At 34.2% G+C, this 25635-nt stretch carries 28 protein-coding genes, 3 pseudogenes and 1 other annotated feature; of the genes and pseudogenes, 25 read left to right on the forward strand and 6 right to left on the reverse strand.

The features are described from left to right. Positions 1-10 precede the first annotated feature (10 nt). On the forward strand, positions 11-172 hold the full coding sequence (locus tag CWO92_RS26775; protein ID WP_496197113.1) for a phage lytic cycle repressor MrpR family protein: 162 nt from the start codon (positions 11-13) through the stop codon (positions 170-172). A gap of 315 nt (positions 173-487) precedes the next feature. Here CWO92_RS26775 and CWO92_RS22690 read toward each other — a convergent pair whose 3' ends face one another. Beyond that, entirely contained in the window at positions 488-685 is a 198-nt protein-coding gene (locus tag CWO92_RS22690) for a helix-turn-helix domain-containing protein (RefSeq protein WP_101356488.1), read from the reverse strand. 16 nt (positions 686-701) lie between these two features. Here CWO92_RS22690 and CWO92_RS22695 point away from each other — a divergent pair, with 16 nt between their 5' ends. Next, positions 702-1238 (forward strand): hypothetical protein, encoded by a 537-nt coding sequence (locus CWO92_RS22695; RefSeq protein WP_101356489.1) that lies wholly within the window; start codon positions 702-704, stop codon positions 1236-1238. Between the two features lie 142 nt (positions 1239-1380). Here CWO92_RS22695 and CWO92_RS22700 read toward each other — a convergent pair whose 3' ends face one another. Continuing rightward, a complete protein-coding gene (locus CWO92_RS22700) occupies positions 1381-2199 on the reverse strand; it encodes a pentapeptide repeat-containing protein (protein WP_437177573.1) in 819 nt (272 codons plus the stop codon). Between the two features lie 301 nt (positions 2200-2500). Here CWO92_RS22700 and CWO92_RS22705 point away from each other — a divergent pair, with 301 nt between their 5' ends. The 5 genes and pseudogenes from CWO92_RS22705 to CWO92_RS22725 all read left to right on the forward strand — a co-directional run bounded on the left by CWO92_RS22705 (position 2501) and on the right by CWO92_RS22725 (position 7193). Next, complete coding sequence (locus CWO92_RS22705) at positions 2501-2725, forward strand: hypothetical protein (RefSeq protein WP_101356491.1); 225 nt, start codon at positions 2501-2503, stop codon at positions 2723-2725. 70 nt (positions 2726-2795) lie between these two features. Continuing rightward, positions 2796-3398, forward strand: coding sequence for a vWA domain-containing protein (locus tag CWO92_RS22710; RefSeq protein ID WP_268877617.1), 603 nt, complete (start codon positions 2796-2798; stop codon positions 3396-3398). A gap of 137 nt (positions 3399-3535) precedes the next feature. Continuing rightward, positions 3536-3958, forward strand: a complete 423-nt coding sequence (locus CWO92_RS22715) for a DUF1801 domain-containing protein (RefSeq protein ID WP_101356493.1) — start codon at positions 3536-3538, stop codon at positions 3956-3958. Positions 3959-4026: 68 nt separating this feature from the next. Continuing rightward, positions 4027-4301: a binding site (T-box leader), on the forward strand. Positions 4302-4526: 225 nt separating this feature from the next. Beyond that, a pseudogene (metG, locus tag CWO92_RS22720) lies at positions 4527-6184 on the forward strand (methionine--tRNA ligase). A 121-nt stretch (positions 6185-6305) separates the two neighbouring features. Beyond that, positions 6306-7193, forward strand: a complete 888-nt coding sequence (locus CWO92_RS22725; RefSeq protein WP_101356494.1) for a GNAT family N-acetyltransferase — start codon at positions 6306-6308, stop codon at positions 7191-7193. Between the two features lie 149 nt (positions 7194-7342). On the opposite strand, the gene CWO92_RS22730 is transcribed toward CWO92_RS22725, so the two are convergent. Beyond that, positions 7343-8197, reverse strand: a complete 855-nt coding sequence (locus tag CWO92_RS22730) for a VOC family protein (RefSeq protein ID WP_101356495.1) — start codon at positions 8195-8197, stop codon at positions 7343-7345. A gap of 199 nt (positions 8198-8396) precedes the next feature. On the opposite strand from CWO92_RS22730, the gene CWO92_RS22735 reads away from it, so the two are divergent. The 12 genes and pseudogenes from CWO92_RS22735 to CWO92_RS22790 all read left to right on the forward strand — a co-directional run bounded on the left by CWO92_RS22735 (position 8397) and on the right by CWO92_RS22790 (position 17885). Next, a complete protein-coding gene (locus tag CWO92_RS22735) occupies positions 8397-8957 on the forward strand; it encodes an AAA family ATPase (protein ID WP_101356496.1) in 561 nt (186 codons plus the stop codon). A gap of 27 nt (positions 8958-8984) precedes the next feature. Further along, a pseudogene (locus CWO92_RS22740) lies at positions 8985-9643 on the forward strand (DUF3885 domain-containing protein). 186 nt (positions 9644-9829) lie between these two features. Further along, entirely contained in the window at positions 9830-10423 is a 594-nt protein-coding gene (locus CWO92_RS22745; RefSeq protein ID WP_101356497.1) for a TetR/AcrR family transcriptional regulator, read from the forward strand. A 4-nt stretch (positions 10424-10427) separates the two neighbouring features. Next, complete coding sequence (locus tag CWO92_RS22750; RefSeq protein WP_101356498.1) at positions 10428-11129, forward strand: SGNH/GDSL hydrolase family protein; 702 nt, start codon at positions 10428-10430, stop codon at positions 11127-11129. Positions 11130-11190: 61 nt separating this feature from the next. Then, the gene (locus CWO92_RS22755) at positions 11191-12405 is read left to right on the forward strand and encodes a translocation protein TolB (RefSeq protein WP_101356499.1); all 1215 of its coding nucleotides are present in this window, start codon (positions 11191-11193) and stop codon (positions 12403-12405) included. A gap of 131 nt (positions 12406-12536) precedes the next feature. Further along, the gene (locus CWO92_RS22760) at positions 12537-13001 is read left to right on the forward strand and encodes a GNAT family N-acetyltransferase (protein ID WP_101356500.1); all 465 of its coding nucleotides are present in this window, start codon (positions 12537-12539) and stop codon (positions 12999-13001) included. Positions 13002-13021: 20 nt separating this feature from the next. Beyond that, a complete protein-coding gene (locus CWO92_RS22765) occupies positions 13022-13492 on the forward strand; it encodes an NUDIX hydrolase (protein ID WP_101356501.1) in 471 nt (156 codons plus the stop codon). Between the two features lie 36 nt (positions 13493-13528). After that, on the forward strand, positions 13529-14101 hold the full coding sequence (locus CWO92_RS22770) for a histidine phosphatase family protein (protein ID WP_101356502.1): 573 nt from the start codon (positions 13529-13531) through the stop codon (positions 14099-14101). 303 nt (positions 14102-14404) lie between these two features. Then, on the forward strand, positions 14405-15154 hold the full coding sequence (locus CWO92_RS22775; RefSeq protein WP_101356503.1) for an aminoglycoside phosphotransferase family protein: 750 nt from the start codon (positions 14405-14407) through the stop codon (positions 15152-15154). Between the two features lie 282 nt (positions 15155-15436). Continuing rightward, positions 15437-15610: a GNAT family N-acetyltransferase gene (locus CWO92_RS26615; protein WP_133120606.1), complete on the forward strand. Its 174-nt coding sequence runs from the start codon at positions 15437-15439 to the stop codon at positions 15608-15610. Positions 15611-15763: 153 nt separating this feature from the next. Next, the gene (locus CWO92_RS22785; protein WP_101356505.1) at positions 15764-16648 is read left to right on the forward strand and encodes a GNAT family N-acetyltransferase; all 885 of its coding nucleotides are present in this window, start codon (positions 15764-15766) and stop codon (positions 16646-16648) included. A 493-nt stretch (positions 16649-17141) separates the two neighbouring features. After that, positions 17142-17885, forward strand: coding sequence for an SDR family oxidoreductase (locus tag CWO92_RS22790; protein ID WP_101356506.1), 744 nt, complete (start codon positions 17142-17144; stop codon positions 17883-17885). Between the two features lie 532 nt (positions 17886-18417). On the opposite strand, the gene CWO92_RS25875 is transcribed toward CWO92_RS22790, so the two are convergent. Together CWO92_RS25875 and CWO92_RS25880 are read right to left on the reverse strand one after the other, a co-directional pair. Further along, on the reverse strand, positions 18418-19005 hold the full coding sequence (locus CWO92_RS25875; protein WP_207767827.1) for a hypothetical protein: 588 nt from the start codon (positions 19003-19005) through the stop codon (positions 18418-18420). A 5-nt stretch (positions 19006-19010) separates the two neighbouring features. Further along, entirely contained in the window at positions 19011-19373 is a 363-nt protein-coding gene (locus tag CWO92_RS25880; protein WP_207767828.1) for a hypothetical protein, read from the reverse strand. Positions 19374-19605: 232 nt separating this feature from the next. Here CWO92_RS25880 and CWO92_RS22805 point away from each other — a divergent pair, with 232 nt between their 5' ends. The 4 genes and pseudogenes from CWO92_RS22805 to CWO92_RS22815 all read left to right on the forward strand — a co-directional run bounded on the left by CWO92_RS22805 (position 19606) and on the right by CWO92_RS22815 (position 21615). Next, positions 19606-20082, forward strand: coding sequence for a DUF2975 domain-containing protein (locus CWO92_RS22805; protein WP_101356508.1), 477 nt, complete (start codon positions 19606-19608; stop codon positions 20080-20082). A 35-nt stretch (positions 20083-20117) separates the two neighbouring features. Further along, positions 20118-20246: pseudogene (locus tag CWO92_RS26620) on the forward strand (helix-turn-helix domain-containing protein). Between the two features lie 50 nt (positions 20247-20296). Then, on the forward strand, positions 20297-20800 hold the full coding sequence (locus CWO92_RS22810; protein WP_101356509.1) for a GNAT family N-acetyltransferase: 504 nt from the start codon (positions 20297-20299) through the stop codon (positions 20798-20800). 206 nt (positions 20801-21006) lie between these two features. Next, a complete protein-coding gene (locus CWO92_RS22815; protein ID WP_101356510.1) occupies positions 21007-21615 on the forward strand; it encodes a zinc dependent phospholipase C family protein in 609 nt (202 codons plus the stop codon). 57 nt (positions 21616-21672) lie between these two features. Here CWO92_RS22815 and CWO92_RS22820 read toward each other — a convergent pair whose 3' ends face one another. Continuing rightward, on the reverse strand, positions 21673-23085 hold the full coding sequence (locus CWO92_RS22820) for a glycoside hydrolase family 18 protein (protein ID WP_101356511.1): 1413 nt from the start codon (positions 23083-23085) through the stop codon (positions 21673-21675). A 455-nt stretch (positions 23086-23540) separates the two neighbouring features. Here CWO92_RS22820 and dnaN point away from each other — a divergent pair, with 455 nt between their 5' ends. Continuing rightward, entirely contained in the window at positions 23541-24671 is a 1131-nt protein-coding gene (gene dnaN / locus CWO92_RS22825) for a DNA polymerase III subunit beta (RefSeq protein WP_101356512.1), read from the forward strand. Between the two features lie 24 nt (positions 24672-24695). Continuing rightward, positions 24696-25607: a GNAT family N-acetyltransferase gene (locus tag CWO92_RS22830; protein ID WP_101356513.1), complete on the forward strand. Its 912-nt coding sequence runs from the start codon at positions 24696-24698 to the stop codon at positions 25605-25607. Positions 25608-25635 lie beyond the last annotated feature (28 nt).

The raw sequence follows: 25635 nt of genomic DNA on the forward strand, positions 1-25635 counted from the left end.
AAGTGAATTAATTGGTGATAAAGAGGAATTATCACAAGAAGACTTTGAAATTATAGGTGAGAAATTTAGCTTGAGTAAAATGAAGAGTAATGGATATGAATACTATAATACAAGCTACTTAAGAGGATATATAAATAAAGATAATATTGATAAATTATATGGAAGTAAATAATAACATATAATGACTTAAGCCGGTAAAGGCTTGAGCATTACATAAATTATAAAAATAAATGAATAAACAAAGTAATCCGATTGTATATATTTTGAAAATTGAACGTTGTGGATAATGAATTTCTAAAAATATACATAAATTCCATCATTTTCGACAAGGTTTCAATTAATTCGACAAAAGTAGACAGTGACAAACGACAATTGCTTACTTTACAATTATATTACAGTACTTGAAATAGTCTTAATATTTCATTAAGACAACGAAAACGTTGTTTATAGGGCAGTGAATAAGGAGAAATTATCCCTATCACCGTGTCTATACTTTCCAATCATACAAATCGTCAATGTGACATTTAAGAGCATTTGCAATAATTCGAGCATTTTTAAGCGACATTGTTCGTTTATTGTTGCTATACTCACTAAGTTGATTTCTATGAATCCCTGTTGCAGCTTCAAGATCAACCTGTGTCCATTTTCGCTTTTTTAATAACATTGGAAGATGTAAAATATTCATAAAAATGGAGGATCAAATGAAACGTTTCCCTTTTAAGCAACGGAAAGAAATGGACTTAAAAGATTCAAGTATTCCTTCAGAAGAAGTATTTGGACAATGGGCAAAAAAATACGGTTTTTACGAAGATTCTTTAAAGGCACTTTTTTCTACTATTGAGCTGGAAGATTTCTATAAACTTAAAGTAGAACCGAAGGAGTTTAGAAAACATTTACGAGTTTTTAAAGCATATGAGAAAGATGAAGTTCTGTACACGGTAACTTGTATACGACAATATTCAAATGCTAGTGTCATCTATTTATATACTGATTGGGAAGAGTCTGAAGATGTTATCCATGATAGAGAGAAACACCATAGGTCCTTTGAATTATCCATTGATGATTCTTTTGATTGCCGCTCCAATGGTGGAGGTGGAGGGTCTGGATATATGCGTTATCCCTTCATTGTTTCGCCGCCTTTACCGGATAATCTTAAAGGGATTGATCTTGATTTTACGGAACGTTTCCCATTTGATAAGTATCGGGAGGAGCATCACTTTGTCATTACATTAGATTAAATAATTTTTATATTTCGAGGCTGGCACAAAACCTAGTTAAATCAAAAAAACGTATGAAACCTAAAACCTTGATTGCATACGTTTTTACTATCAGGGCTTAACCCAATTTCAATGGTTTTTGTCCTATGACCCAGTCTCTATTTCATCGCTTCCAATGCAAGGGAATAGATAGTGAATTTGGTAATTTTGTGTTTCTATCACCTTTTGCAGCATTTATCTGTGCTTGAGTGAGAAAGAAACTGCCCATCAGATTAGCTCCACTTAGATCTGCATCTCTTAAATCAGCCCCAATGAAATCAACGGTTCTTAGGTCTGCATTTCTTAAATCAGCAGCAATTAGCAGCACTCCTCTTAAACTAGCGCCTTTTAAATCAGCCCCATTTAGCTTTGCCCCAATTAAGTCATACTGAATTTTCTTCTTGAATTTTTTGTTAAGTGATTTAGCACGAATCAATTCACTTGTACGTAAGAGCAACTCATTTACCTTTGCACGATGTTCACGGACATTTATCTTTAATATATATTCAGGAGATTGTTTCGTTAGGTGTTCCGTCTCCTCATATAAAACTTGCAATTGATCGTAAATAGGTATAGTAGCTTCCATACTAAGTGCTTGATGCAGGTACCAAAGCATTTCATGTAGCTGTTGCGTAATGGGGAATACACGAAACATTTCATTCGCTTGCTCTGCGTCATTGCGCCAGTCTTTCCCTTCATAAGTGAATTGTGAAACTTTTTGTCCTGCTCCAAAGCATTCATAAGCAGCACAGCCTCTAAAACCTTTACTCCTGAGTTCTTTATGTATTTTGCATTGGAAATTGGATAATAAATTGTGACATGGTGTTCCACTCTCTTTATTCACAGCAAAATATGCAGATTTGGAATATGGCAAAGCGACACAGCACAACCCAATACAATGTTCACAGTCTGGTTTTAAGTAGCCAGGAGTTTCAGTAGTCAATGTATGCACCTCCTTCCATATCAAAGACGAAAAATTTTTCAATAATATTTATTATAAACAGAAACATTTACGAATTGAATATTTTAGAATTTTATCAATAATAGGAATAGTTGTTTAGTTATGTTACAAAATGAATTAAAATGGAGGTATTGAATTCATCATTTACTTGAATAAGGGAGTAGTTCAAATGAGGCATACCTATTCACTTAATAATATGGATAATCTTGATTTTGATGATCTAATAGATTTGTTAGAGAGTGAAAATTATTACTTAGATGAACTGACAACGAGGAAGTTATGAATGTATTTAAAACTGGGCAAGCCTATTGGACTTCGCGGGGAGCCTGGAGAGGAAAAATCAGAACTTTCTGGAAAATCAGCTACCTTGTTTTCCGCAAAATTTATAGATATAGAGTGCCACAGTCAATTAGAGTCATCCGATTTAGGTGCGTCCTGGAATGCATTCAAACAAATTGTGGATGCACAGTCAGGACAATTAGAAGGAGAGCCCTTTTCTGTAAGCTAGGAGTGGAGGGAAACTTTCACGATTTTATTATAAGAAAAGTCTAACCCTAACAAGTTTCGCCACAAAACCAATTAACATCCTATTTATAGGAGATGTGTCAGGCTCCATGGGGAAGTTTGTCGTCTTGGTTCTATATTTCATCTCCATTTTAGAAAAAATCGCTCATGTAGATAGTTATATTTTTTCTGATACACCTACATATGTGTCACCATACATTACTAAAAATTCTTTTCGGACACAATATGAACATTTAAGGAAAAAAACGACTTCATGGGAATATGGAACAAAATTAAATCTTGCATTGGAAGAAATCATAAAAGCAAAGAAATATACTGCGACGACTAATATCCTATTACTTACAGACGGAGGAATAAGTTTAGATGGAAACGATTGGGAAGTAACAGTAATGAGATTATCTTTCTTAAAACAGCAAGTAAAAAGAATCTTTTTGATTTCACCAAATGTCGAACTAATTAAGGAAGGGGAGGAATTGGAGAAACAATGGAAAAAGTTAAATGTTACTCTAGGGAGTCAAAAAAAGGCAGTAACACCCTATTTACAAAAGGTATTTCGGTACGGAACATTGTATCGATTTTCGGATAAACAATTCACTTGCCAACAGGTTAGTCCACGTAGAAAATATTCTCAATGCTTTAATGGAGGCATACGGTAAGAAAAGGTAATTATGGGTGCGCTTCATGTAATATATAAAAATAAGTAAACAATATGGTATTGCTCTGGATCCTAAGATCTATCCAATACAAGGATGATGCACTTCCCTAATATTTAATGGAATGGAGATTTCTATTTATGTATGAACTAAAAACAAAAGAAACGGATCATAGTGTTATCGAATTTATTGAAAAAATACAAAATCCTAAAAAAAGAGAAGACGCATATACATTATTAAATATTTTTTCTAAAGCGACCGGTTTAAATGCAAAAATGTGGGGTCAGAGTATCATTGGTTTTGGTTCTTATCATTATAAATACAAATCCGGGCACGAAGGGGATGCACCATTGGTAGGCTTTTCTCCGCGTAAATCAAAAATTAGCTTATATTTAGCCCCGTGTGAAGAAGGTAGTCAAAAATTATTATTAAAGGATTTGGGTAAACATACAACAGGGAAAGCATGCGTGTATATTAATAAAGTGGCAGATATTAAAGTTGAAGTGTTAGTTCAGATAATTGATTATGCCATAAAATTTATAAGAAAAACATACCCACAATAATATAAGTATTTCACAAATATAAATAATATTGACATTTAAGGAATAATTGAATAAATTAGGATTAATAAATAAAAGCAATGAAGAGAAAAAGTAAAATGATATTGTTTTTTTAAGAGAGCTTCGACAGCTGAAAAGAAGCAAAAACAATCATTTGAAAAATGGTCTCTGAGCTTCGTACTGAACGTGCTCTCTGTATTAGTAGGCTACGGCGAGAGTTGGCACTCGTTATCAAAGTCACAGTATAAGAGTAATAACTTTTTACTCCGTACTTGCTGAGGCAAATAGTGTGAGCTATTTGTGAAATAAGGTGGTATCCACGTGGAAATGAAACCTCGTCCTTAACTATTTTTAGTTGCGGGCGAGGTTTTTTGTTTTTACATTTTTTATCCTCATGGGATTTGTGCCTGAAATACTTGGTGGTGAGGAATTAAGAGCTGGATACGTGCCCGGAATATAAGGTGATGAGGGCATATAACAAACAATAGCGGCGAGTCAAAGCAGGGAAATCGTCACATACATGACCAAAGTACATTTGAAAATGGATAAAAAGTAGAGGAGGTTTTATAAAATGAGTATTTTCATCGGAGGGGCATGGGCATATGCTAACGGTTCCTTACATCTAGGCCATATTTCAAGCTTGCTTCCAGGAGATATATTAGCAAGATATTATCGTTTAAAAGGAGAAAAAGTTTTATATGTTTCCGGAAGTGATTGTAATGGTACACCTATCACAATTAGAGCCAAACAAGAAGGTGTTTCACCAAAAGAGATTGCAGACCGTTATCACGAGGAGTTTGTAGAATGCTTTTCTAGAATGGGATTTTCATATGATCTTTACACTAGAACCGATATAGAATATCATCATAAAGTTGTTCAAGAAATATTTTTAAAACTACTTGAAAAAGGCTTGATTTATAAAAAAGCAGTGGAACAAACCTATTGTGAACATTGCGAGCAGTTTTTACCTGATCGTTTTGTGGAGGGATATTGTCCGATCTGCAGAGAGCCGGCACGTGGGGATCAATGTGATAGCTGTTCCGCCATTTTAGAGCCACTTGAATTGCTTGAACGAAAGTGCAAAATTTGTGGGCATTCCCCTATTTCTAAATACACGGAGCACTTTTACTTTTCATTACACTCCCTCCAATCTTTACTGGAAAATTATACGAAAGAAGCTGAAACCAAAAAACTTTGGAGAGAAAATGCTATTGCACTTACGAAACGGTATTTAAAGGAAGGATTGCTGGACAGGGCAGTGACAAGAGATTTGCCTATCGGCGTGAGAGTTCCAGTTGCCGGCTATGAGGATAAGAAAATTTATGTGTGGATTGAGGCTGTATCTGGCTACTATTCTGCAAGTAAGCAATGGGCAGAAAAAACGGGTAACGATGACTCCATTTATTGGGATACAAACGTAAAATCTTATTATATTCATGGGAAAGATAACATTCCATTTCATACAATTATTTGGCCAGGAATACTTGTAGGAATAGGAAAGGAAACATTGCCAACCCACATTGTTTCAAATGAATTTCTAACTTTAGAAAAGAAGAAATTATCTACTAGTAAAAACTGGGCCCTATGGGTTCCAGACCTATTGCAACGATATGATCCTGATTCGATACGCTATTTTCTAACCATTAACGCACCAGAAAACAGAGACGCAGATTTTTCCTGGAAAGAATTCATTTATAGTCATAATAGTGAATTATTGGGGGCATATGGAAACTTCGTAAACAGGACACTGAAATTCATTCAAAAATCATTCGATAATGTAGTACCCAACCAAAAGGTTAATCCTGAGGTAGTAGAGAAAATCATACGATTATATAATGAGGTAGGGCATTGCATTGAAACCACTGCTTTCAAACAAGGTCTGGAAAAAGTATTTGAGGTTGTTAGATACTCCAATAAATATTTCGATGAAAAGCAGCCTTGGAATCAACTAAGGGAAAATATAGAATCATGCAAACAAACGATGTCCGATTGTGTTTATTTGATTGTAAATTTAGCGAATATCTTATCACCCTTTCTTCCTTTCTCGAGCAAAAAGGTCAAGGAAATGCTGCGAATTCCAGAGATAGCTGGCAACCAATTTATATAGACTCACATATTTTAACAAATGTAAAGTCATTATTTGCTCGGATAGACATCGAGAGAATAAAGGAGGAACTAGAGAAGCTAAACAACCAGAGTAAAAACAATAATCCGCTTTTTAAAAAATAGTGGCAGACAAGAAAACGATAAATTTTTGAATGCTGCTATATGAAGGAATTAATGTCTTCCTAACAGAATTAAATAGAAAAAGTGGCCAGAAACGAAATTCAATAAATGGGAGGATATTTTGTTGGATAGCTATGAATGGAATGTAAACCTAATGAAACTTTCCGAGCGAATGAAAAGAATATTTAAGTTTGCTGAAATAGAAGCACACCAATCTAGTAATATCATTTATCCATATCATTTGCTGCTCGGGATTTTTAGGGAAAGGAAAGGAGTTTGCGCAGAGGTTTTCCTTCATAATCCAAAGCTTTATGGTACCTGTAAAGAACGTGTGCAAAAATTTCATCCCCTTAGCAATGCAGAGCAAGGAATTGAAAGTGAATATTTTGATTTAAAAATTTCTTTAACTACCATGCAGGTATTAGAGAATGCAAGCAAACGAATGACGCGATATAAACAAGTTTATATTAATGAAGGATTATTGATAAAAGCGATATTCGATATTAACGATGAGAGAACAAAAGCCATGGTTAAAGGTGTGCAAGTTTCAACGATAATAGAAATATTGTCGTCTCCAAGAGATATGATTGTATCTTTAAGAGACTACACTCTGCCACAATTTACTCCTAATAAAGATGTAACCATTAGAAAGGCTAGTTTAGAAGATGCAAATCCTTTAAAGTCCTTTGTAGAAGCGGAATTTGGAAATGGGTGGTTGGAGTCAATTAACAACGGGCTTGAAGCAGACAACATTCCTATTTATATAGCGGTTCAAAGAGGTGAAATTCTGGGCTTTGCTTGTTATAACGTAGTCAGGAGGAAAAAAGGTTTGTTTGGTCCAATGGGAACAGCAATGTCCAAGCGTACTCTTGGAATTGGTTATATGTTACTGCATAGATGTTTAAAAGATATGAAGGAATTTGGCTATGAATATGCAGTAATAGGAGAAGCAGGACCACTTGAATTTTATGAGAGGTCATGTAAAGCAGTTATTATCTCCAAGTTTATTTAACTTGTAAAAATGTTCAAAGAGGCTGGGACATACGACAAAAACCTTAAAATTGGTTTAAGACCGATATTAAGAACGTATGAAATCAAGGTTTTTAAAAATTAGATTGCATACGTTTTTTGATTTTATGGTTTTGTCCCAGCCTCCTTACTTTATTTAACAAGTAAATGAATTCTATTTCCGGAAGGATCTTTTGTTACAAAATATCCATTTTCCTCTGTAACAGTTGCACCAATTTCTTTCAACTGTTCCAAGATATTCTTTCTTTTTTCAGAATTTGCAAAGATTAAAGAAAACGAAGCAAGTCCTACACTATTGGCAGGAGGCTCAGGTGCGCCAATGCCATTCCATGTGTTTAAACCAATATGATGATGATATTTACCTGTCGAAATGAATAGTGCTTGATTTCCATAACGACAAACGACATCAAATCCAAGTCCTTTTTTGTAAAATTCTTCCGTACTTCTTAATTCAGATACATGTAAATGAATATGTCCCATAATCGTATCAGCTGGTAAACCATTCCAAGTTGCTCCTTGTGCCTCATCTAACACACTTTGTGCATCCATTGCCTCTGTTGTCATGATTACTTCGTCGTTTCTCCAGCTCCAGGAAGAAGATGGGCGGTCTGAATAAATTTCAATTCCATTACCATCTGGGTCAGCTAAATATAAAGCCTCACTCACAAGATGATCCGATGCACCTTGTAAAGGATATCCAGCTTGAATAAAATGTAATAATATTTTTCCTAGGTCAGCACGCGTCGGTAATAAAATAGCAAAATGATATAGTCCAGTGGTGCGTGATTGTTTAGGGATAACGTCTTCTGGTTGTACGAGTGTTAATAAAACAGTCTTTCCATCTGCTGTTAATGTAGCTGTAGTCTCTGTTTGATCTAAAACTTGAAATCCAATCATTTCTTTATAAAACAGTAAAGATCGATCTAAATTTTGCACCCTTATATCCACTTGCCCAACAAATGTATTAGGGCCATGATGAAAGTTCATATTAATCCTCCTAGTACTTACGCTAATTGAATTTTGTGATTTTTAACTAAAAAATAGTAAGTTACTTACATTATTAAAGTAATTGTACTCAATTATGTTGATTCAGTCAAGAAAAAAAGCAATACGTTAGGAGTGAAGAAGGAATTACTTAAGTTAGAGAGAATTATTTTTACATTATAATGGTGAAGGTGATAAAAATATGAAGTTTGTATTGATATTTGGTCCGCAAGCTGTCGGGAAAATGACAGTAGGGCAAGAACTAGCGAATTTAACAGGGTTAAGGCTTTTTCATAATCACATGACGATTGATCTCGTAAATCCATTTTTTGATTACAGCACAAAAGAAGGGAAAAGATTAGTCCATTTATTTCGGATGGAAATATTTGAGGCAGTCGCAAAGAGTAATCTTGAAGGAATGATTTTTACCTATGTTTGGGCTTTTAACCATCAACCAGATTGGGACTATGTCGATAAGGTATGCAATATTTTCGAAGCAAGAGGGGGAACGGTTTATTTTGTTGAGCTTGAGGCGAATTTGAACGAAAGGCTAGAAAGAAATAAGTCCCCTAATAGATTAGCAAATAAACCAACCAAAAGAAATATAGAATGGTCTGAAAATGATATGAGGTTATCTATGGAAAAATATAGATTAAATTCGTATGATGGTGAAATTACTAGAAAGGAATACATTAGAATAAACAATACAAATATGAGTGCAGAAGAAGTAGCAAAAGTGATAAAAGAAAGATTTAATTTATAAGAAATTACTGAAAGAGGAACTGTTTAAATGAATCTAATGGATTATTTGATGGAAAAGTTTCCTACTCTCGAATTAATTCCTAGCATTTATAATCAGTGGGGAATTGGCCCCCACTTTATACTCGGGGGAAATATCTATCAACTCAAAGAAAATGTTAAATTGAATGAAGATAGATTTAGGCTTGTTTATAAGCAAGTCTCCACCATTTTTAATGAGCTGTTTGAGCCAAACGATGACATATTTCTAGTGACAAATCTCAGCACAAAAGTAAAAAGCAATGTACAGGAAAATTAAAGGTATACCGCCCGTTTTTAAAAAGCAAAAATGATCTGTATCGTATTCGAGTGAAGACCTATCCGTACCCTTTTGAGGGAGAGGAAGCAGAAGAGTACGAAATGCAACGATTTTCCTTAATGTGTAAACGCAAGGACCTACATGTACCGGAATTACTTAAAGCAGTTTGTCATGAAGATTTTCCGATGAAACCAGGATTCGGAAGGGATGCCATTGATTATCCTGATGTTTTCTTTGTAAACATTACAAAGGACATTATTTTCTTTATTTATGATGACCATGGGTGTGAAGTCATAGCTCTTGATGCAGACCCAATTTATCAACCTTATCAAAAATACCAAGATTGGCTGGATGAAATGGATAGAAAAAGGATTGAAGCTCTTCAATTATAGTCAAATAGTTCCCTAATATCCCCGTTGAGTAAACTTATATCCGTTTGAATGAAATAATGGGAGTTCTAATAACATAGTACAAAATTGACAAATGGATGAATAATTGTGCATTTATATTTTAAAATTAGGAAAACTCTGTATAATTAAATTAGAACGAACGTTCAAATGTTTGAAAGGAGTATTTCTTTGAGTAAAAGGCGTTATGATAGTGAACAGTCTAAAATGGAAATCATGAAAGAGGCAACCTTTTTATTTGCTCAAAAAGGCTATAATCAAACTTCCGTTGCAGATATTTCAAAAGCATCAGGATATAGCAAAGGACATATTTATTATCATTTTCAGAACAAGGAAAAGCTTTTTGTCCTATTGGCCAAAACAAGCATGCAAGATTGGCATAAAAAATGGATCAAAAAAGAAACCTCTTACACCTCAGCTACCGAAAAATTGTACGGTATAGCGATACATGTACTTTATAACTACCAAACTCCTTTATTAAAATCTGGTCAGGAATTAGCGTCTAATCCTAACTCCAGTATAGAGTCCGTAAAGCAATTGTATAATCTAGCAATTGTACCTATGAGTTCATATCGTGCTATTTTGCAAGAAGGAATAGGAAATGGTGAATTTGAAGAAGGGAACGTAGAGGAGTGGACAGTATTACTGGGAACTTGGCTGGGAGGATTGTGTCAGCTCACGAATACTCTGGAATATAGTAAACTCGAACCTCTATTTAATCAAGCTATTACGATGTTTTTAAAATCCATTCAAAAAAGGGGATAAAAAAATGAAAATTGGATTGATCGGTGATAGTTTAACAGAAGGACGACCGGGAGTTTCCTTCATTCGTTACTTGAGAGAAAGATACCCGAATATTACATTTGATAACCTTGGAAAATCAGGAGAGACAGTGAAAAGTTTACATGCTCGATTAACAAAATCAACATTGACAACGGATTATGACCTTATTTTCCTTTGGATTGGTGTTAATGACGTATATTCTAAAATGCTTAAAGTTCAAGCTCAACCAGTGGCAAGCGATCATAGCGAGTTTCAAACATATTTCAGTAAGATACTGGAGATGGTTAGCAGCTCTTCAAAACAGATTATAACAGTATCACCAGCAATTGTCGGCGAAAACCTAACGAATAAAGCAAATGGGGAATTAAGAGAAATTTCCGCTCTGATTGACTCGATTCATAGAAACTATGGAAATGTGCACTTTTTAGATATGCATAATGTATTCGAGAATCATTTAAGTCAAGTGAACAGCTCCGATTATCTTAATACAAGTGTGATAAGAGTAATGAAGGATGTCATCTTTTATAAGGATCCAAAACGGATTGATCGCATTTCGAAGTCAAGAGGCTTGTATTTCACACTAGATGGTATTCATTTAAAAAGTAGTGGTGCTCGAATAGTTTCTGATCAATATGCAAACATGATAGAACAACTGTTATTTCCAGCTAATGGAGCTTTTATGAAGTGATTTATTTTTGCATTTAATCTACTGACAAGGACATCCTACCTCCAAGGAGGGATGTTACCAAATGGCATATAAAGTAGTTGGATTACTCATAGTCTTTTGTTTTTCATTTACCATCAGTACTTATGCGCAAACTCCGCTTAAAGCTGCATTTATACGAGATCATCAATTATGGCTGAAAGAAAACGAAAAAGAAGTACAACTTACGAAAGGCTTAAATGTTTCCTCGTCTAAATGGTCCAAAGATGGACGATTTATCGCTTATTTAGCTATCGATGCTACCGGAAGAAAATCTAATTTATATGTTTATGACACAAGAAATAAGGAGAATTATCAGCCTTATATATCGATTGAAACAAGGAATTTTAAATGGTCCCCAACATCCAATGAGTTAGCGTATATTGCCGGTGGTGTTTTAAACGTGACAAAAATAAAGAATGGAAGACCAGAAGGGTTTAAGAATGTTTCTTTGGGGGTTAGTGATTTTGAATGGTTTCCAGATGGAAAACATTTCATTGTTTCTTCGCAATCCACCTTGTTGCCTACAGGATGGGAACCAGTTCATCTATTTCAAGTTTCAGTAGATGCAAACCTGAATAAGAAAAAAATAAAGCCCTTTTATACCATTCTAACAAATCCAGACGAACTATTTGCAATTGACGCAGACTATTTTAAATGGAGTGCTGATGGGAAATGGGTTAGCTTTCTGGCCATGCCAACAGCTTCCTGGTCTAATGACAGTAATACATTATGTGTCCTTTCCTCTGAGGGAAAACAGTTTCAAGTTATTGGGAAAATGCTTTGGTATGAAGAATGGATAAAATGGGCTCCAACAAAAAATCAATTAGCATTCATATCCGGACAGGGAAGATTTTTTGTGGAGAATAAAAAGACTGTGATAGCCGATATTCCTACTATAAATGAACGAAAAGAATACACTCCTAAGGGCTATGTTGATCTAGATTTAGAGTGGCTTTCACCAGATCAAGTTATCGTTGCACGTGCAAAGGAAAACAAGGATTGGAAGGAAGGACCAGTTCCCACTATGCATACCTCTCTTTACATCATTAATACTAATACGAGCAAGCAAAAACAGATGACGTTCCCGAAGAAAAATAATATCGATGAATCGCCACAGGTTATTGGTTCTACTATTACTTGGTTTAGGAAGACGGAAAAAGCAATGAAAGGTAATGTCATAGTAAAGTACGGAAAAAACAGAGAAGAACAAATATGGTTAAAAAATGTTGATACTGTACCAACTTTTTTTAAGCGATAATATGGAATGAACAAACCGTTTGCGTTTCTAGAATATTAGAAACGCATTTTACTTTTTCAGGTACATGAAGAAGGAAAATTTTGTCTTAAGGCGAATTTCATTATTAACAGAGGTAAAGAGGTGCGACGTAAATGGAGTTCATACCAATTGACGTATGTAAACATAAAGATTATGTGATTTCATTTAGGCGAGATTCTTTTGTAGTTAGCTTTGGTTCAGATAAGGATTTTGGTAATGATTTTGAGTATCTTGAATGGTTAAAAGAACAGACAGCCAAAAACTCTAAAGGTTTTATGCTCTTGATAGAAAATGGAGTTCCGGTGGGGCAGCTTGAATTATCTATTAAAAAATATGAAGAAAGAGACATCGGGTATATAAATCTTTATTACCTGATTCCAGAAAAAAGAGGGAGTGGATTAGGTGCACAATTACATAATTATGCGATGGATTACTTTAAAAACAATAATGTCTATGAATATCACTTGCGAGTCTCTCCTACTAATGAACAGGCGATTGCTTTTTATCGTAAAAATGGAATGAAGGAGTTTAAGTCTGAAATGGATGGGAAGGTCATTCGGATGGTTGGTTCTATATAACAAGGGAAAAGGAGATTAAAATGGGGAAAGTGGAAATACCAATAAAATCTAGTGGAATTGCCGTTGTATTATTAAAGAAATTTGATGATGAGTATAAGGTGCTTTTATTAAAACGGGCATCATCTGTATTAAATGATGCATGGTGCTATATTGGAGGGGGTATAGAAAAAGGGGAAACGGCTTGGGAAGCTGCTATAAGAGAAGTAGCAGAGGAAACGGGATTGAAGGATGTTTCTCTCTATATTGCTAATAAATTTGATCAATTTTATGATCCGAAAGCGGATTACATTTACCTTGCACCAGTATTTGTTGGGTTTGTAAATAATGGACAGGAAGTCATATTAAATGATGAACATAGTGAATATGAATGGTTAACATTTAAAGAAGCAATCGAAAAGGCCACATTACCAGGAAATGATGAAGTTCTAACATTTATTGAGAAGCATTTTGTAAAGAAAAAACCAACGGAGTTGTTGCGTGTTGGAAAGTAAGTTATATTTGCAATACTTTTTACTAAGAGGTGAATGATGACAACATACATATATATGGTGAGACATGGCGAATCTCCAAAAACGGGTTACAAGGAAAGAGAAAGAGTCCTGACAAAAAAAGGACAAATCGATGCACATCGGGTAACAGAATTACTACAAGCGGAGAATATCGATGTCTTTGTATCGAGTCCTTATAAACGTTCTATTCTTACAATACAAGAATTGGCCGAAGTCGCACAAAAGGAAATTCTTGTGTTGGAAGATCTAAAAGTAAGAATTTTTTCGGCACAGGATACAAGAATATCAGATAAGGAGTTATTTCCTTTATTAGAAAGGTCTTATTCTGATCCGCATTATGCCTTGCCGGGTGGAGAATCAAATGAAGAATGCCAGATAAGAGGTATAAAAGTTATAAAGGAATTACTACATACCTATCAGGGGAAAAAAATAGCTATTGGTACGCATGGAGCAATAATGACACTGATGATGGGGTATTATGACAATCATTACAATTTGAAATTTCTACTGCAATCATCTAAACCGGATATATACAGAATGGAATTCAACGGACAGAATCTCGTTGCAGTTGCAAGATTATGGGACGGTTAATAAACATAACTATTACTAATTTAAGAAATCGATAATTGATGGCTAAATAAACACTTAAAGTAATGATATATAGAATGGGAATTGTACATAAGTCACTTATTATTCTCCCGAAGCTTTCTATCAAATCTTTGGAAATTTCTTTATGCTTTCTCCCTTGTATTTTCTGTTATGTACTTTAGGTGGCCGTAAAGTATTTTTCAAGTTATTCGTAATCTGGTTCAAAGCAGCTACTCGTATGGTCAAAAGGAAACAGCAGCCAAAAGCTGCTATTTAATTGTATTTTTAAAAAAGGAGTTATAACTGATGCATTTAGGTCTCCCAATTGCTGAAGGAGCTACTGCAAAAGTATATCTTTCCGACAATAACATTATGAAAGTTTTTAATGAGTATTTGCCGGAAACAGAATCTATGTATGAAGCCAGTAAGCAAAAATTTGCTTATTCTTGCGGTTTACCTGTACCTAAAGTACTGGATGTTACGAAAATAGATGGAAAACAAGCTATTATCATGGAACATATTAAAGGTAGAACCATTGGAGATATTCTCTTCGAAGACATGAAGAAAGCGGAATACTATATTAGTATTTCTGTGGATCTACAACAAAAGATTCATAGGATTTCTGCTGATTCCATTGAGCCAATGTCTGTGAAATTGATTCGTAATATTGAATCAGCAGACATCTTAGATGAAAAACATAAGGCTGCATTAAAAAATAAAATGAAAAAGATATCATTTGAGAAAAAACTTTGTCACGGGGATTACCATTTATTTAATTTAATTATGTCAGGAAACAATGTAAGTATTATTGATTGGGTGGATGCCAGCACAGGGGATATTCGCGCAGATGTATACCGTACGTATCTTTTGTATTCGCAATACTCTACGGAATTAGCAGATATGTACTTGCGCATATATTGTGAGAAAAGTGGTTTGTCAAAAGAGGAGGTTTTTCAATGGGCTCCTATAATAGCTGGAGCAAGACTATCTGAAAAGTTGCCATCCGAATGCTCTGAACGTTTGTTGGAAATAGTTAATCATTATTGTCCCTATTAGATTTAGGAATGGAATTATTGAAAATTCCTATTTAACGCAATCTGTTTACACAGCATACGTCCTCTAAGGTGCAGGTTAGGATGAATACGCGGGATATGAAGAATCCTGGATTTATGACGCTAACAAGTAATTCGTATTTCATTGAATTTTCCCATCTTAATAAATCGCTTATCAACACAGGTTCCCGTATTGAGACAGTTCCAAATGGGATATTACTAACTGGAGACTTTAATAGTACATATATTGAAATTTGCCGATACTTTTTTAACGTTGTTTTTGAGGATGAAGAGGTATTATTTAATAAAAATTTGTTTTTCAGGTTTTGTTAGTGACAATGTTCAGTTTATTAATATTGAAACACTTGAAACTCAACGGAGAAAGAAATTGGGGCAAAGAGTTGCCTATTATTTTTTGAAGGATTGTTTGGAAAATGTAAGGATACCATATTGGGATTGAATGGACACAAACAAACCTTCTAAAGCCATTGCAGAAAATCTTGGGTTTAAAAATATTTATAATAATGTGGGTTATGAATTTCTTTTAAAAATATAAATTACATTAAATAATTCCAACAGTATATTTTAGTTAGTCTGGACTAAGGGGATATATATGCAAAATATAAAGTTTATAAAAGATTATAAAGCAAAGGATAAATTACGTAGTAGTTTTAATGAATTGGCAAACCATGTATTTGGAATAAGTTTTGAAGAATGGTATCAAAAAGGATTTTGGAATGAAAGGTATATACCTTACTCCTATGTATTAGCTGAAAAAGTAATAGCTAATGTTTCTGTAAATTTATTAGATTTCATGGTAAATGGTGAGAAAAAAAGTGCTATACAGATTGGAACGGTTATGACACATCCTGATTTTCGTCATCAAGGACTTTCTGGAAAGTTGATGAGGAAGGTTCTTGAAGAGTATGAGAATAAATGTGATTTTATATACTTGTTTGCTAATGATACGGTGCTCGATTATTACCCAAAATTCGGTTTTGAAGTAATAGAAGAAACTCAATTCTTTTATGATAACCTTCCTTCCGCTTCAAATCCAACTACGCTCAAGATATTGGATGGACATGATGAGATGGATTTACAATTTATATATGAATTTGCAAAAAACAGAGTGCCAGTTTCACTCACTTTTGGTTCAACAAACTCCCATAGCATTCTCATGTTTTATTGTTTAAGTGTATTTCAAAATAATTTGTACTACTTAGAAGAGGACAATGTTATTCTAATTTTTGCAGAAGAAGATGAAACTCTCCATATTTATGAGTTAATTGCGAAAGAAAAATGTTCGGTGGAAAAGATATTACATAAAATTGTTCCATTAGGGATAAAAAAGATTATACTCCACTTTACACCAGATTCTGAAAATCTACTAAATGTAAAAAAACACCCTTGTAAAAATGGGGAGACATTATTTGTTAAAAGTAAAGGAGAACTTTCTTTTCCGGATGCTTTTAAACATCCACTTTTATCGCAAGCTTAAATAAGTCATACCTTAAATGGGGGAGAGTCCTGTGATGGACCAGTATTTTAAAGGATAGAATTAGAGAAGGAACATAGGGAGTTCCAGGGGGGGGTTGAAGCGCTTTTTGAGGATGAATGAGCAAAGGGAAAATTTTTCGTTAATATTCAAGAATTCCACTTGGGCATACCCTGTTTGGATCAAAACAAAATGCTTGGAATGTTAAGGATCAACTCTTCCCAATAATGTCAGCAACGATTTTGGATTTGGTTATTTTAACAGAATACCGTGGGAAAGGGATTGAGAAATAACTTGTGGATCTTTGTGCGCAATAGCTTCCTCATGGAGATTGGGTTGCTACCACTTCTTCAAATAATTATCCATTCTATAAAAAATGCGGGTTACTTTTATTAGATACTTCTAAAAATGGAACAGATAGGTATATGCAAGCCTGTAAAGGTTGTAACACTCCTGGATCCAAACAACAAGTCTTTAAATAGGTAGGTGGAATACAATGGGAAAAATCGCACTTATTACAGGGGCAAGTCGTTCAAATGATATGGGTTCAGCAATTTGTCGTAGGTTAGCTTCACAAGGGATAGATATTTATTTTACATATTGGAATGCAGAAGAGGAGTGGCCAGATAAGTTTAAAAAAGAAATTTTAGAATTTGGTGTTCGTTGTGATGGGTTATATATAGATTTGTCAGATAGAAATGCCGCATTTACTATACTAGATTCTATATCTAATACTTTAGGGTTTCCAACTATTTTGGTAAATAATGCAGCACATTCAACCAGCGATGGGTATGTAAATTTGGATGCCAAAACAATAGATGACCACTATGTAGTAAACATGAGATCGACTTTCCTACTCTGTGTGGAATTTGCCCGTCGTTTTGAAAAATCTCAACAACAATCAGGACGTATTATTAATCTGACTTCTGGTCAAGACATTAGTTCAATGCCAGGAGAATTAGCTTATGCTGCCACAAAGGGAGCCATTACCGCTTTTACAAAATCTCTTTCCATTGAACTCGCACCGTTGGGAATTACGGTGAATGCAGTAAATCCTGGACCAACGGATTCGACATGGATGACAGATGAAATCAGAGAAGTGCTTGCACCAAAGTTTTCAATGGGAAGAATTGGACTTCCAGAGGATGCTGCCCGTTTAATAGGATTCCTTGCCAGTGATGATGCAGAATGGATTACTGGGCAAGTCATTCATTCTGAAGGTGGCTTTTTTCGAAGCTAATAGGACAATACCATTTATAAAGGGTATAAATTAGCTTATTAATATAATCTAGAGGGCATGCATGATATAAAAGTACCATAATGTGACAAATGGAAAATAAGTAAGAAACGGTTAACTGGTGGTGAGTAGAATAAAAAAATTATGGCTATGGTGTATAAGTGGTTTCCTTCTAATTTTTGTTCCTTTTTTCAATGGACTTTAATTGAATCTTTTACGCCATTTATGCTGCCGTTTATGTGGATGGCAGCGACCGGATTTTTTATCATCATAATTATCATGTCTATTGTTAGAATATGTAAAATAAAGGATTGGCGGCCATTTGGAATTCAGATTGCTTTTATCTTATTATTGCTCCTTATCCCTTTCAATCAAATAGTATAGACTGGGACTTCAAATGGAATAGTACTGAACGAAATGTTATAATCACAAAGATAAAAGAAGGAAAACTTCCGATAATAAAAAGCCGCAATTAAGACAATTTGGTGGATATATAAAAGCGATTGTAAAAATGGTAAAGCATTGGTATTATATTTCATTTTATTAATTCTGATGGAAAGTCTACAAATATCAAAGTAAATAATAATAATAATGATAAGCAGAAAAACATCGCAAAAAAGAAGATGTATTGAAACGTCTTCTTTTTTAATTTTATGTAAACTGCGTTGTCTTTTAACAATAGCTTCTTTTGTGTTCTTCTTTTTGATAAGAAACGTTTATCGATAAAGTAGACTGGTATAATAATAATGACAAATATTCCAAAATATTGAAAGATCACGAGGTATGCACTAGCGCCTCCACGGTGCTCGAACTTCTCTTTATCATGTTTGTGGAATTCTCCATTTAGTGGTCCTTGAAAATCTCCGCCATGACCACCGAGAGTACTTGGACTTCCATTATTAAAGAACTTGCTGTTACTCTTTTGTGCAAATTGCTTCATATCACCAGCTGTTGGTTGGGAAGTAGAGAAAAACCATTGAATTCCTCCTGCTAATATGGCAATGGAAAAAATAACCGATACAATAACGCCTTTCTTCCATTCTCCTGTCTTGAATTTAAACGCTTTTTTACAAGTTCCTTTAATCCACTGCCAATGAACTCCTATATGGCAGCTAACCAACACAAGTGTTATATTTGCTGAAAGACTTGTAAACCTCGTATCATATGATTCCCATTCATTGCTAGGCTAGGAAATACAACTCTAGAGATAAAAATTCCGGTAAAAATAATTGTAGACAATGAAATTAATAAAAGTATATTCAATAGATAGCTTACTCTTATTTTAATAGGAAGCTTTGAATCGCAAATTTTAAGGGTTGAATTTTTAACCCACTTTATATTTAATCCAATATGTGTAAGAATGGCAACACCAAAGACAAGACCGGCAATTTCATGAAAAGGTAATCCGCCTAGCACTTTAGGTTCCATTAATAATGCGAAGGTTAATGCCATTAGAAAATCAAGGATAATTTTAACGTAGTTCTTTTTCAAGATGGTTACTCCATTATGAAAACTATATTTTATAACGAACAGAAGGTAATTTTAACAGTGGAAAATTAAAATATTATTAAATAAATTTTTTATTAGTTTCTTTAGAGTTTAGTATTCGAAATAGTATAGGTGGCGTACATTGATGAAGTAAGAATGAAATTTAACGGAAATTTATTGAATACCGATAAAACGTATTGTATTATTTAAAAAATAATGAAAATTGAGGTGTGTTATGAAGCGTGGAACTACTACAAGCTTAAAAGTTGCAGTACTAATAATCGGTATTTTCGTTGTTGCAGCTTGTATATTTGGATTGCCAAGACTAGCAGTTTTTTCAGCAGAATCAAACCCTGAGTATGCATATTTAAAATGGCCCATTCTCGTAGGCCTAAATGCAACTGCACTTCCTTTTTTTCTTGCATTATATCACGCGATTAAACTGTTGACGTTTATTGAAAGCGAAGAGGTATTTTCAAGCTTAACCAATATATCATTGAGTCAAATTAAAAATTGTGCACTAACCATATTTTGTCTATATATAATCGGAATGATTTTTCTGCTAATGCAAAATGCATTACATCCCGGTATTGCATTAATTGGAATGGTTATTTGCTTTGTAACCATCGTTATCTTTCTCTTTACAACGGTCCTTCAGAAACTCTTACAAAATGCGATCGATATAAAGACGGAGAATGATTTAACCGTTTGAGGAATTGTACATGTTAATTTAATAGCAAAAGGAAAATGAGTGTAACAGAATATCTGAGAGGGTAGGGATTTACAATGGCGAATCTCTCCATTTTGAAGAATAGAAAGGCGAAAGCTGTTAGGTTCACTATTCTAGAAGCAATTGTCACCCCGGAGATATATTAGCGAACAAAGCGTAAGATTAAAAAGTTTAGAATTGGAGGAGTGGTGGAACCATGAATATTCGAATTTTGAAGGAAACAGATGCATTACAGTATCAGGAATTACGTTTAAAGGCACTTAAAATTAATCCAGAGGCATTTGGATCTACTTATGAGAGGGAGGTAAATTTTACTCAGAAAATGGTAGAGGAACGAATTCGACCAACGGTGGACAAATTTGTTCTTGGTATATTCGATGATCAAAATGTATTACTTGGGATTGTTACTTATATGCGCGAAACTAGCATGAAGACTGCCCATAAAGGAAATATTTTCGGAATGTTCGTTGCTCCGGAATCCAGAGGGAATGGACTTGGGAAGTTACTTCTTCAAGAATTAGTAAGAAAGGTAAAACAAACCAATGGTTTAGAACAAATAAATTTAACCGTAGTCTCTGAAAACTTGCCTGCAAAGAAACTATATTCATCCATAGGATTTGAGACATACGGTGTAGAACGAAATGCACTTAAGTCGAATGGAGTGTATTATGATGAAGATTTAATGGTTTTATTTTTATAAGTTTAGCTGAAAGTGAAGAGCATTCCTAAAAAATAGGGATGCATTTTTTTATTTATAAAAACGATTCTAGAAATATTCTGAATCATTTTTTCTCTAAAGGTTTTCCTTATTTAAAAAAAGAGATAACATTACATTAAATAGTTATGTAAATTTTGTGGGAAGTCAATCATAGAAATAAAATAGGCTATAGAAAAAGGAGTGTAGTAATGGGATCCAGGATTATGCATTTAATCATTGCAAACAAAATAGCAGAACATTTTTCCGTTTCAAATAAATCTTCATTCTTATTAGGGGGTGTCGCACCAGATGCTGTAGCACCAAAGGATCATTCTCATTTTTTTATAGGAGAGGTTCATGAATATTCTAGAAGAGTTGATTTTGAAAGCTTCCTGATAAAATATAACTCGTTAAAACATTCACATTATATTTTAGGATACTATACACATTTAATCGCAGATGATATTTGGTTACAGGGATTTTTCTTGCCTTGGTTAAGGAATCGCTTGGAAAATAATAAAGAACTATTTAAATTATATCATAATGATTTTCGCTTACTAAATGGAAAGCTGCTAGAATACTATGGATGTACCAATAAATTAAGAGCGGAAATTCAAATTCCTGATGAAGTGTTGGAACTGGGAGAAGTAAAAACGGAAGAGGTGAAAAATTTTATTCCATATGTGTTGGAAGATATGGAATATAATCAAGAAACTCTAAATCAACCGCTTCATGTTTTTACATTTGAGCAAATAGTAGGATATATTGAAACTTCTGTTGAGAGAGGAATTTATCAGCTTCGCCCTTTGTTTAGTTAAGCATCTGAAAGCCCCTTTCGAACTCATCGGGGCTTGCTTTGTATTATATAGAGATATTTACAATTTCCTAATGTTAAAGTTTGCTTGTAGAACCTGCCAATTTTGCGGGAAGGATGGTCCAAGCACCCAATAGCCGATACCTAGAAGATTATATTCTTTTACTAAGTCATATTTAGCCTGAATACTTCTAGCATCTTCAAACCATACTTCATGTTTCTGTCGAGATGTATCTGTATAGCGGAAAAATGGTGACTGATAGGTGGTATTATAGCTAATAGCAGCTCCATATTTTTTTGCTAGATTTACGGCTTCTTTTGAGCTGACTGTTTTCGCGAAGGTTCCTTGCACCCAAGGGATTTTCCAATCTCGACCATATAAAGGAACTCCCATAAGAATCTTTTCTCGAGGTATAGCAGTTACTGCATAATCTAAGACCTTTCTTACTTCATTAATTGGAGCAATGGCCCAAGGTTTGCCGCCGGCCCATCCCCATTCATACGTCATAAGCATGACAAAGTCGACAATTTTACCATGTGCTGCATAATCATGTGCCTCATATAATAACCCTTCTTGATCCTCCCTGACTTTTGGAGCTAATGCAGTAGAAACGGAATATCCTTCTGGGTGCAGTTGTTCTACCACTTTACGAAGGAAATTATTGTAGTTTTCCTTGTCTTCAGGATATATATACTCAAAATCAATATTCAAACCTTGATACCCTTTTTGTCTAATCATTGTAAGGATATTGTTAATTAGCGTATTCTGCAAGTTAGGATTTCTTAAGATTAATGCAGCTCGGTCAGAGTCAAATTTGCTATCTACAAAGTTTGTCAGAACAAGTAATGGTGAAACACCTCTGTTTCTAGCAGTACTGATAATCTTATCATCATTCAAAGAAGTAATGCTGCCATCTTCGTTCACGTTATGACTAAATGGAGATACGTAGGTAAAATAAGGTGTGAGAGGAGTTACGGTATTTGCACCAGCTTGACCTGTAGCTGTGACATAGGTATTGACTTCGATAGTAGGCTTAGGTGTTTCAGGTATTCTTAGTCTTTGTCCGACAAATAGTCTTTCAGGATCTTGGATTTGGTTCGCTTGAACAATAGCCGATATTGTGGATCCATACTTGTTAGCAATGGCCCACAATGTTTCCCCTGGTTGAACAATATGATAGATTACAGGAATTGTAAGCATTTGCCCAATATAGATTAAAGAAGTAGCCGTTAACTGGTTGGCATCCGCAATCTCCTGAATGGATACTCCAAAACGATTTGCGATTTGCCATAGACTATCTCCATGCTGAACTACATATTGCTGATATGGATTGGGAATCACTAATGCTTCCCCTAACACGAGCCTATTCGCATCATCCAACCCATTGGCAGCAATAATTTGTTGGATGGAAGTACCGTAATTTTGGGAGATTCGCCAAAGCGTGTCACCGCTTTGCACAACATGTATTTTCATAAGATACTCACCCCAAATAAATATATTCCTTACTATATTCAAAGGACTGGATATGTGTTAATGACTATTTTTGAGTCGCAAATTTTGAAAATGGCGGACTACAGTTCCGTTAGGTAGGATAAAATGGCATATTTCCTTCTGATTGCAGACAATTCCTTTATTTTTAGAAAAAGAAGTACAATGATTCAATTCTACTATTTCATAGAGCATAAAAAGAGGATAAATTCAAAGAATACTAAACAATTCTACAGCAGGTACCAAAAGATAGATGTATCTAATTTTAAAAATCGAGGTTTAAGAACTAAAGAACTTCCATAAAGAGCTAAGGTATTGCCTCCTAACGGATTTACTAGATTCAAAAATCAGAGTCAGAAGATGTACACATATATAGAAAGGTATTTCAATATTTTTGTCGAAATGAATACCTTAATGGAATTTTAGTAGTGTTTTACTTTATGGAAATGGTTATCAAAAAGGATTGTTTTGCAAAGGCCGTGTCAGATGTTTGTAGGGCTATATCTTTTAAATCATCCATGCCAGTTTTAACTGGTATAAAATTAGTTGTTATTGAAAATGGTTTAGTGATAGTTGGAAGTAATTCGGACATATTTATTGAAAAAACTATTCCTAGCTTCGCTGACGGAGTAAAAGTATTGGATATTATTGAAACCGGCAGTGTTGTTATTTCAGCAAAATATTTAAGTGAAATAGTGAAGAAATTGTCCGGAGATATCCGTTTAAGAGTTAAAAATGAGTCTTCTGTTACGTTAGCTTCAGATGATGTTGTAGTAAACTTTAATGGTTTTCATGCAGAGGAATATCCTCATTTACCCAATATGATGGGAGCAGATTATTGTAAGGTTGGATGGTTAGATTTAGTTGAAATGATTAAACAAACTGTATTTGCCGCATCCGCTAATGATTATCATCCTGTATTATCAGGAGTATGTATGACATTTAGGGAAAAGTATCTTTCAATTGCTGCAACCAATTCTCATCGATTAGCATTTAAAAAGATTCCCTTAGTATGTGAGATTAACAACAATGTAATCGTACCAAGTAAAACATTACATGAACTTATTAAGTTACTGAATAATGAAACAGAGGATATTCATATTTTCATTACAGAAAACCATATCGGTTTTAAGGCAAACAATGTCTCACTTTTTTCTAGATTAATAGGTGGGATATATCCTAATATTGACGGACTACTATCACAACAATGTAAAACTTCTATTACTTTAAACAAAAACCGCTTTTTAAAAGGAATCGACCGTGCGTGCCTTTTTGCAAGTGAATGGAAAAATAATAATGTCCATATAGAGATGCAAGGTGGAATAGAGTTAATTATTTCTTCTGCTGCTACGGAAGTGGGGAAGATACGGGAAACACAACCTGTTTTAAAGGTAGACGGTGACCCAGAATTTAAAATTACTTTGAATGGAGATTTTTTAGTGAGTGCGTTAAAAGTAATAAAGGAAGATAATGTTATTATGTATTTTAATGGCCATATGAGACCGGTTCTAATAGAGCCTGTTGGAAATTCTTCATACTACTATCTTATTTCTCCTGTAAGATCGAATTAAAAATCGTGAAATAGAAGGGATTTTATGAACGTAACGATAACCCCATACGATGTAAAGGATGAGGAAAATATCAATCATTTGCTTTTTCTTTGCTATGGAACTGATGAAGATTCCCAAGCATATTTTAAAAGGGGATGGAAGAGTTCTTTAAACATGGGCACTTTCCTTGCAAAAAATAATTCAGAACTAATTGGAATGGTGGCGGCTTGGAAAACTCGTTTTCACCCTAAAAGTTTGTATTTTTCATTAGTAGTTCATCCATTTTACCGTGGCGAAAACATAGAATTTGAGCTATTAAAAAGCATAGAGAAACTATCGATTAATTTACCTCTTCAAACGTCAATATGGGAAACCAATTTTTCGCTCAAAACGTTTTTACATAACTATGATTTCACAGAAATAAGAAGAACCTATATGCCAACTTTATATTTATCGACAATACATGATTTAAATGAGGCGTTGATTGACAACTTTCATTCAAATGACATGATTGTAACAAGTTTAAGGGAAGTGTTAAATGATCAAGACATGCAAAAAAAGTTAATTTTATTAGTAAAAGAGACTTATGAGAAGACACATGAAGTAAATCCCCCTCAAGCAAATTTAAAGGAGTGGGAGAAGGCAGTCTTTGATGAGGATACTCTTTTGAATGGCAGTTACATTTTTACAGAAAATGATGATATTTTAGGATTTGCATTGCTACATATAGGAGAAAATCCTGATAGTTTGGAGTTTGGCTGGAGAGGTGTTAAAGATAAGAAAAACATGAAATGGATTTCGTTATTAACTGCTTTACAAATAAAATATGCAAAAAAGAGTGGATATAAATATGTATTGGGGGAGATGGACACGACAGATCCATATTCGCTTGAAGTTCTGAAAACATTCCCATTTTCTCCATCTCCAACTTGGATAACATATAAAAAGGATAGATGATTTTATTGGTTTACAGAAAAAAATAGGT

Source organism: Heyndrickxia camelliae, assembly GCF_002844575.1.
GTDB classification, from domain to species: Bacteria; Bacillota; Bacilli; order Bacillales; family Bacillaceae_C; genus Margalitia; species Margalitia camelliae.

Coding starts and splice junctions, on each gene's coding strand:
- CWO92_RS22690 (WP_101356488.1), bottom strand. CDS start 685: ATGAATATTTTACATCTTCCAATGTTATTAAAAAAGCGAAAATGGACA.
- CWO92_RS22695 (WP_101356489.1), top strand. CDS start 702: ATGAAACGTTTCCCTTTTAAGCAACGGAAAGAAATGGACTTAAAAGAT.
- CWO92_RS22705 (WP_101356491.1), top strand. CDS start 2,501: ATGTATTTAAAACTGGGCAAGCCTATTGGACTTCGCGGGGAGCCTGGA.
- CWO92_RS22715 (WP_101356493.1), top strand. CDS start 3,536: ATGTATGAACTAAAAACAAAAGAAACGGATCATAGTGTTATCGAATTT.
- CWO92_RS22730 (WP_101356495.1), bottom strand. CDS start 8,197: ATGAACTTTCATCATGGCCCTAATACATTTGTTGGGCAAGTGGATATA.
- CWO92_RS22735 (WP_101356496.1), top strand. CDS start 8,397: ATGAAGTTTGTATTGATATTTGGTCCGCAAGCTGTCGGGAAAATGACA.
- CWO92_RS22750 (WP_101356498.1), top strand. CDS start 10,428: ATGAAAATTGGATTGATCGGTGATAGTTTAACAGAAGGACGACCGGGA.
- CWO92_RS22755 (WP_101356499.1), top strand. CDS start 11,191: ATGGCATATAAAGTAGTTGGATTACTCATAGTCTTTTGTTTTTCATTT.
- CWO92_RS22760 (WP_101356500.1), top strand. CDS start 12,537: ATGGAGTTCATACCAATTGACGTATGTAAACATAAAGATTATGTGATT.
- CWO92_RS22765 (WP_101356501.1), top strand. CDS start 13,022: ATGGGGAAAGTGGAAATACCAATAAAATCTAGTGGAATTGCCGTTGTA.
- CWO92_RS22770 (WP_101356502.1), top strand. CDS start 13,529: ATGACAACATACATATATATGGTGAGACATGGCGAATCTCCAAAAACG.
- CWO92_RS22775 (WP_101356503.1), top strand. CDS start 14,405: ATGCATTTAGGTCTCCCAATTGCTGAAGGAGCTACTGCAAAAGTATAT.
- CWO92_RS26615 (WP_133120606.1), top strand. CDS start 15,437: ATGAAGAGGTATTATTTAATAAAAATTTGTTTTTCAGGTTTTGTTAGT.
- CWO92_RS22785 (WP_101356505.1), top strand. CDS start 15,764: ATGCAAAATATAAAGTTTATAAAAGATTATAAAGCAAAGGATAAATTA.
- CWO92_RS22790 (WP_101356506.1), top strand. CDS start 17,142: ATGGGAAAAATCGCACTTATTACAGGGGCAAGTCGTTCAAATGATATG.
- CWO92_RS22805 (WP_101356508.1), top strand. CDS start 19,606: ATGAAGCGTGGAACTACTACAAGCTTAAAAGTTGCAGTACTAATAATC.
- CWO92_RS22810 (WP_101356509.1), top strand. CDS start 20,297: ATGAATATTCGAATTTTGAAGGAAACAGATGCATTACAGTATCAGGAA.
- CWO92_RS22815 (WP_101356510.1), top strand. CDS start 21,007: ATGGGATCCAGGATTATGCATTTAATCATTGCAAACAAAATAGCAGAA.
- CWO92_RS22820 (WP_101356511.1), bottom strand. CDS start 23,085: ATGAAAATACATGTTGTGCAAAGCGGTGACACGCTTTGGCGAATCTCC.
- dnaN (WP_101356512.1), top strand. CDS start 23,541: ATGGAAATGGTTATCAAAAAGGATTGTTTTGCAAAGGCCGTGTCAGAT.
- CWO92_RS22830 (WP_101356513.1), top strand. CDS start 24,696: ATGAACGTAACGATAACCCCATACGATGTAAAGGATGAGGAAAATATC.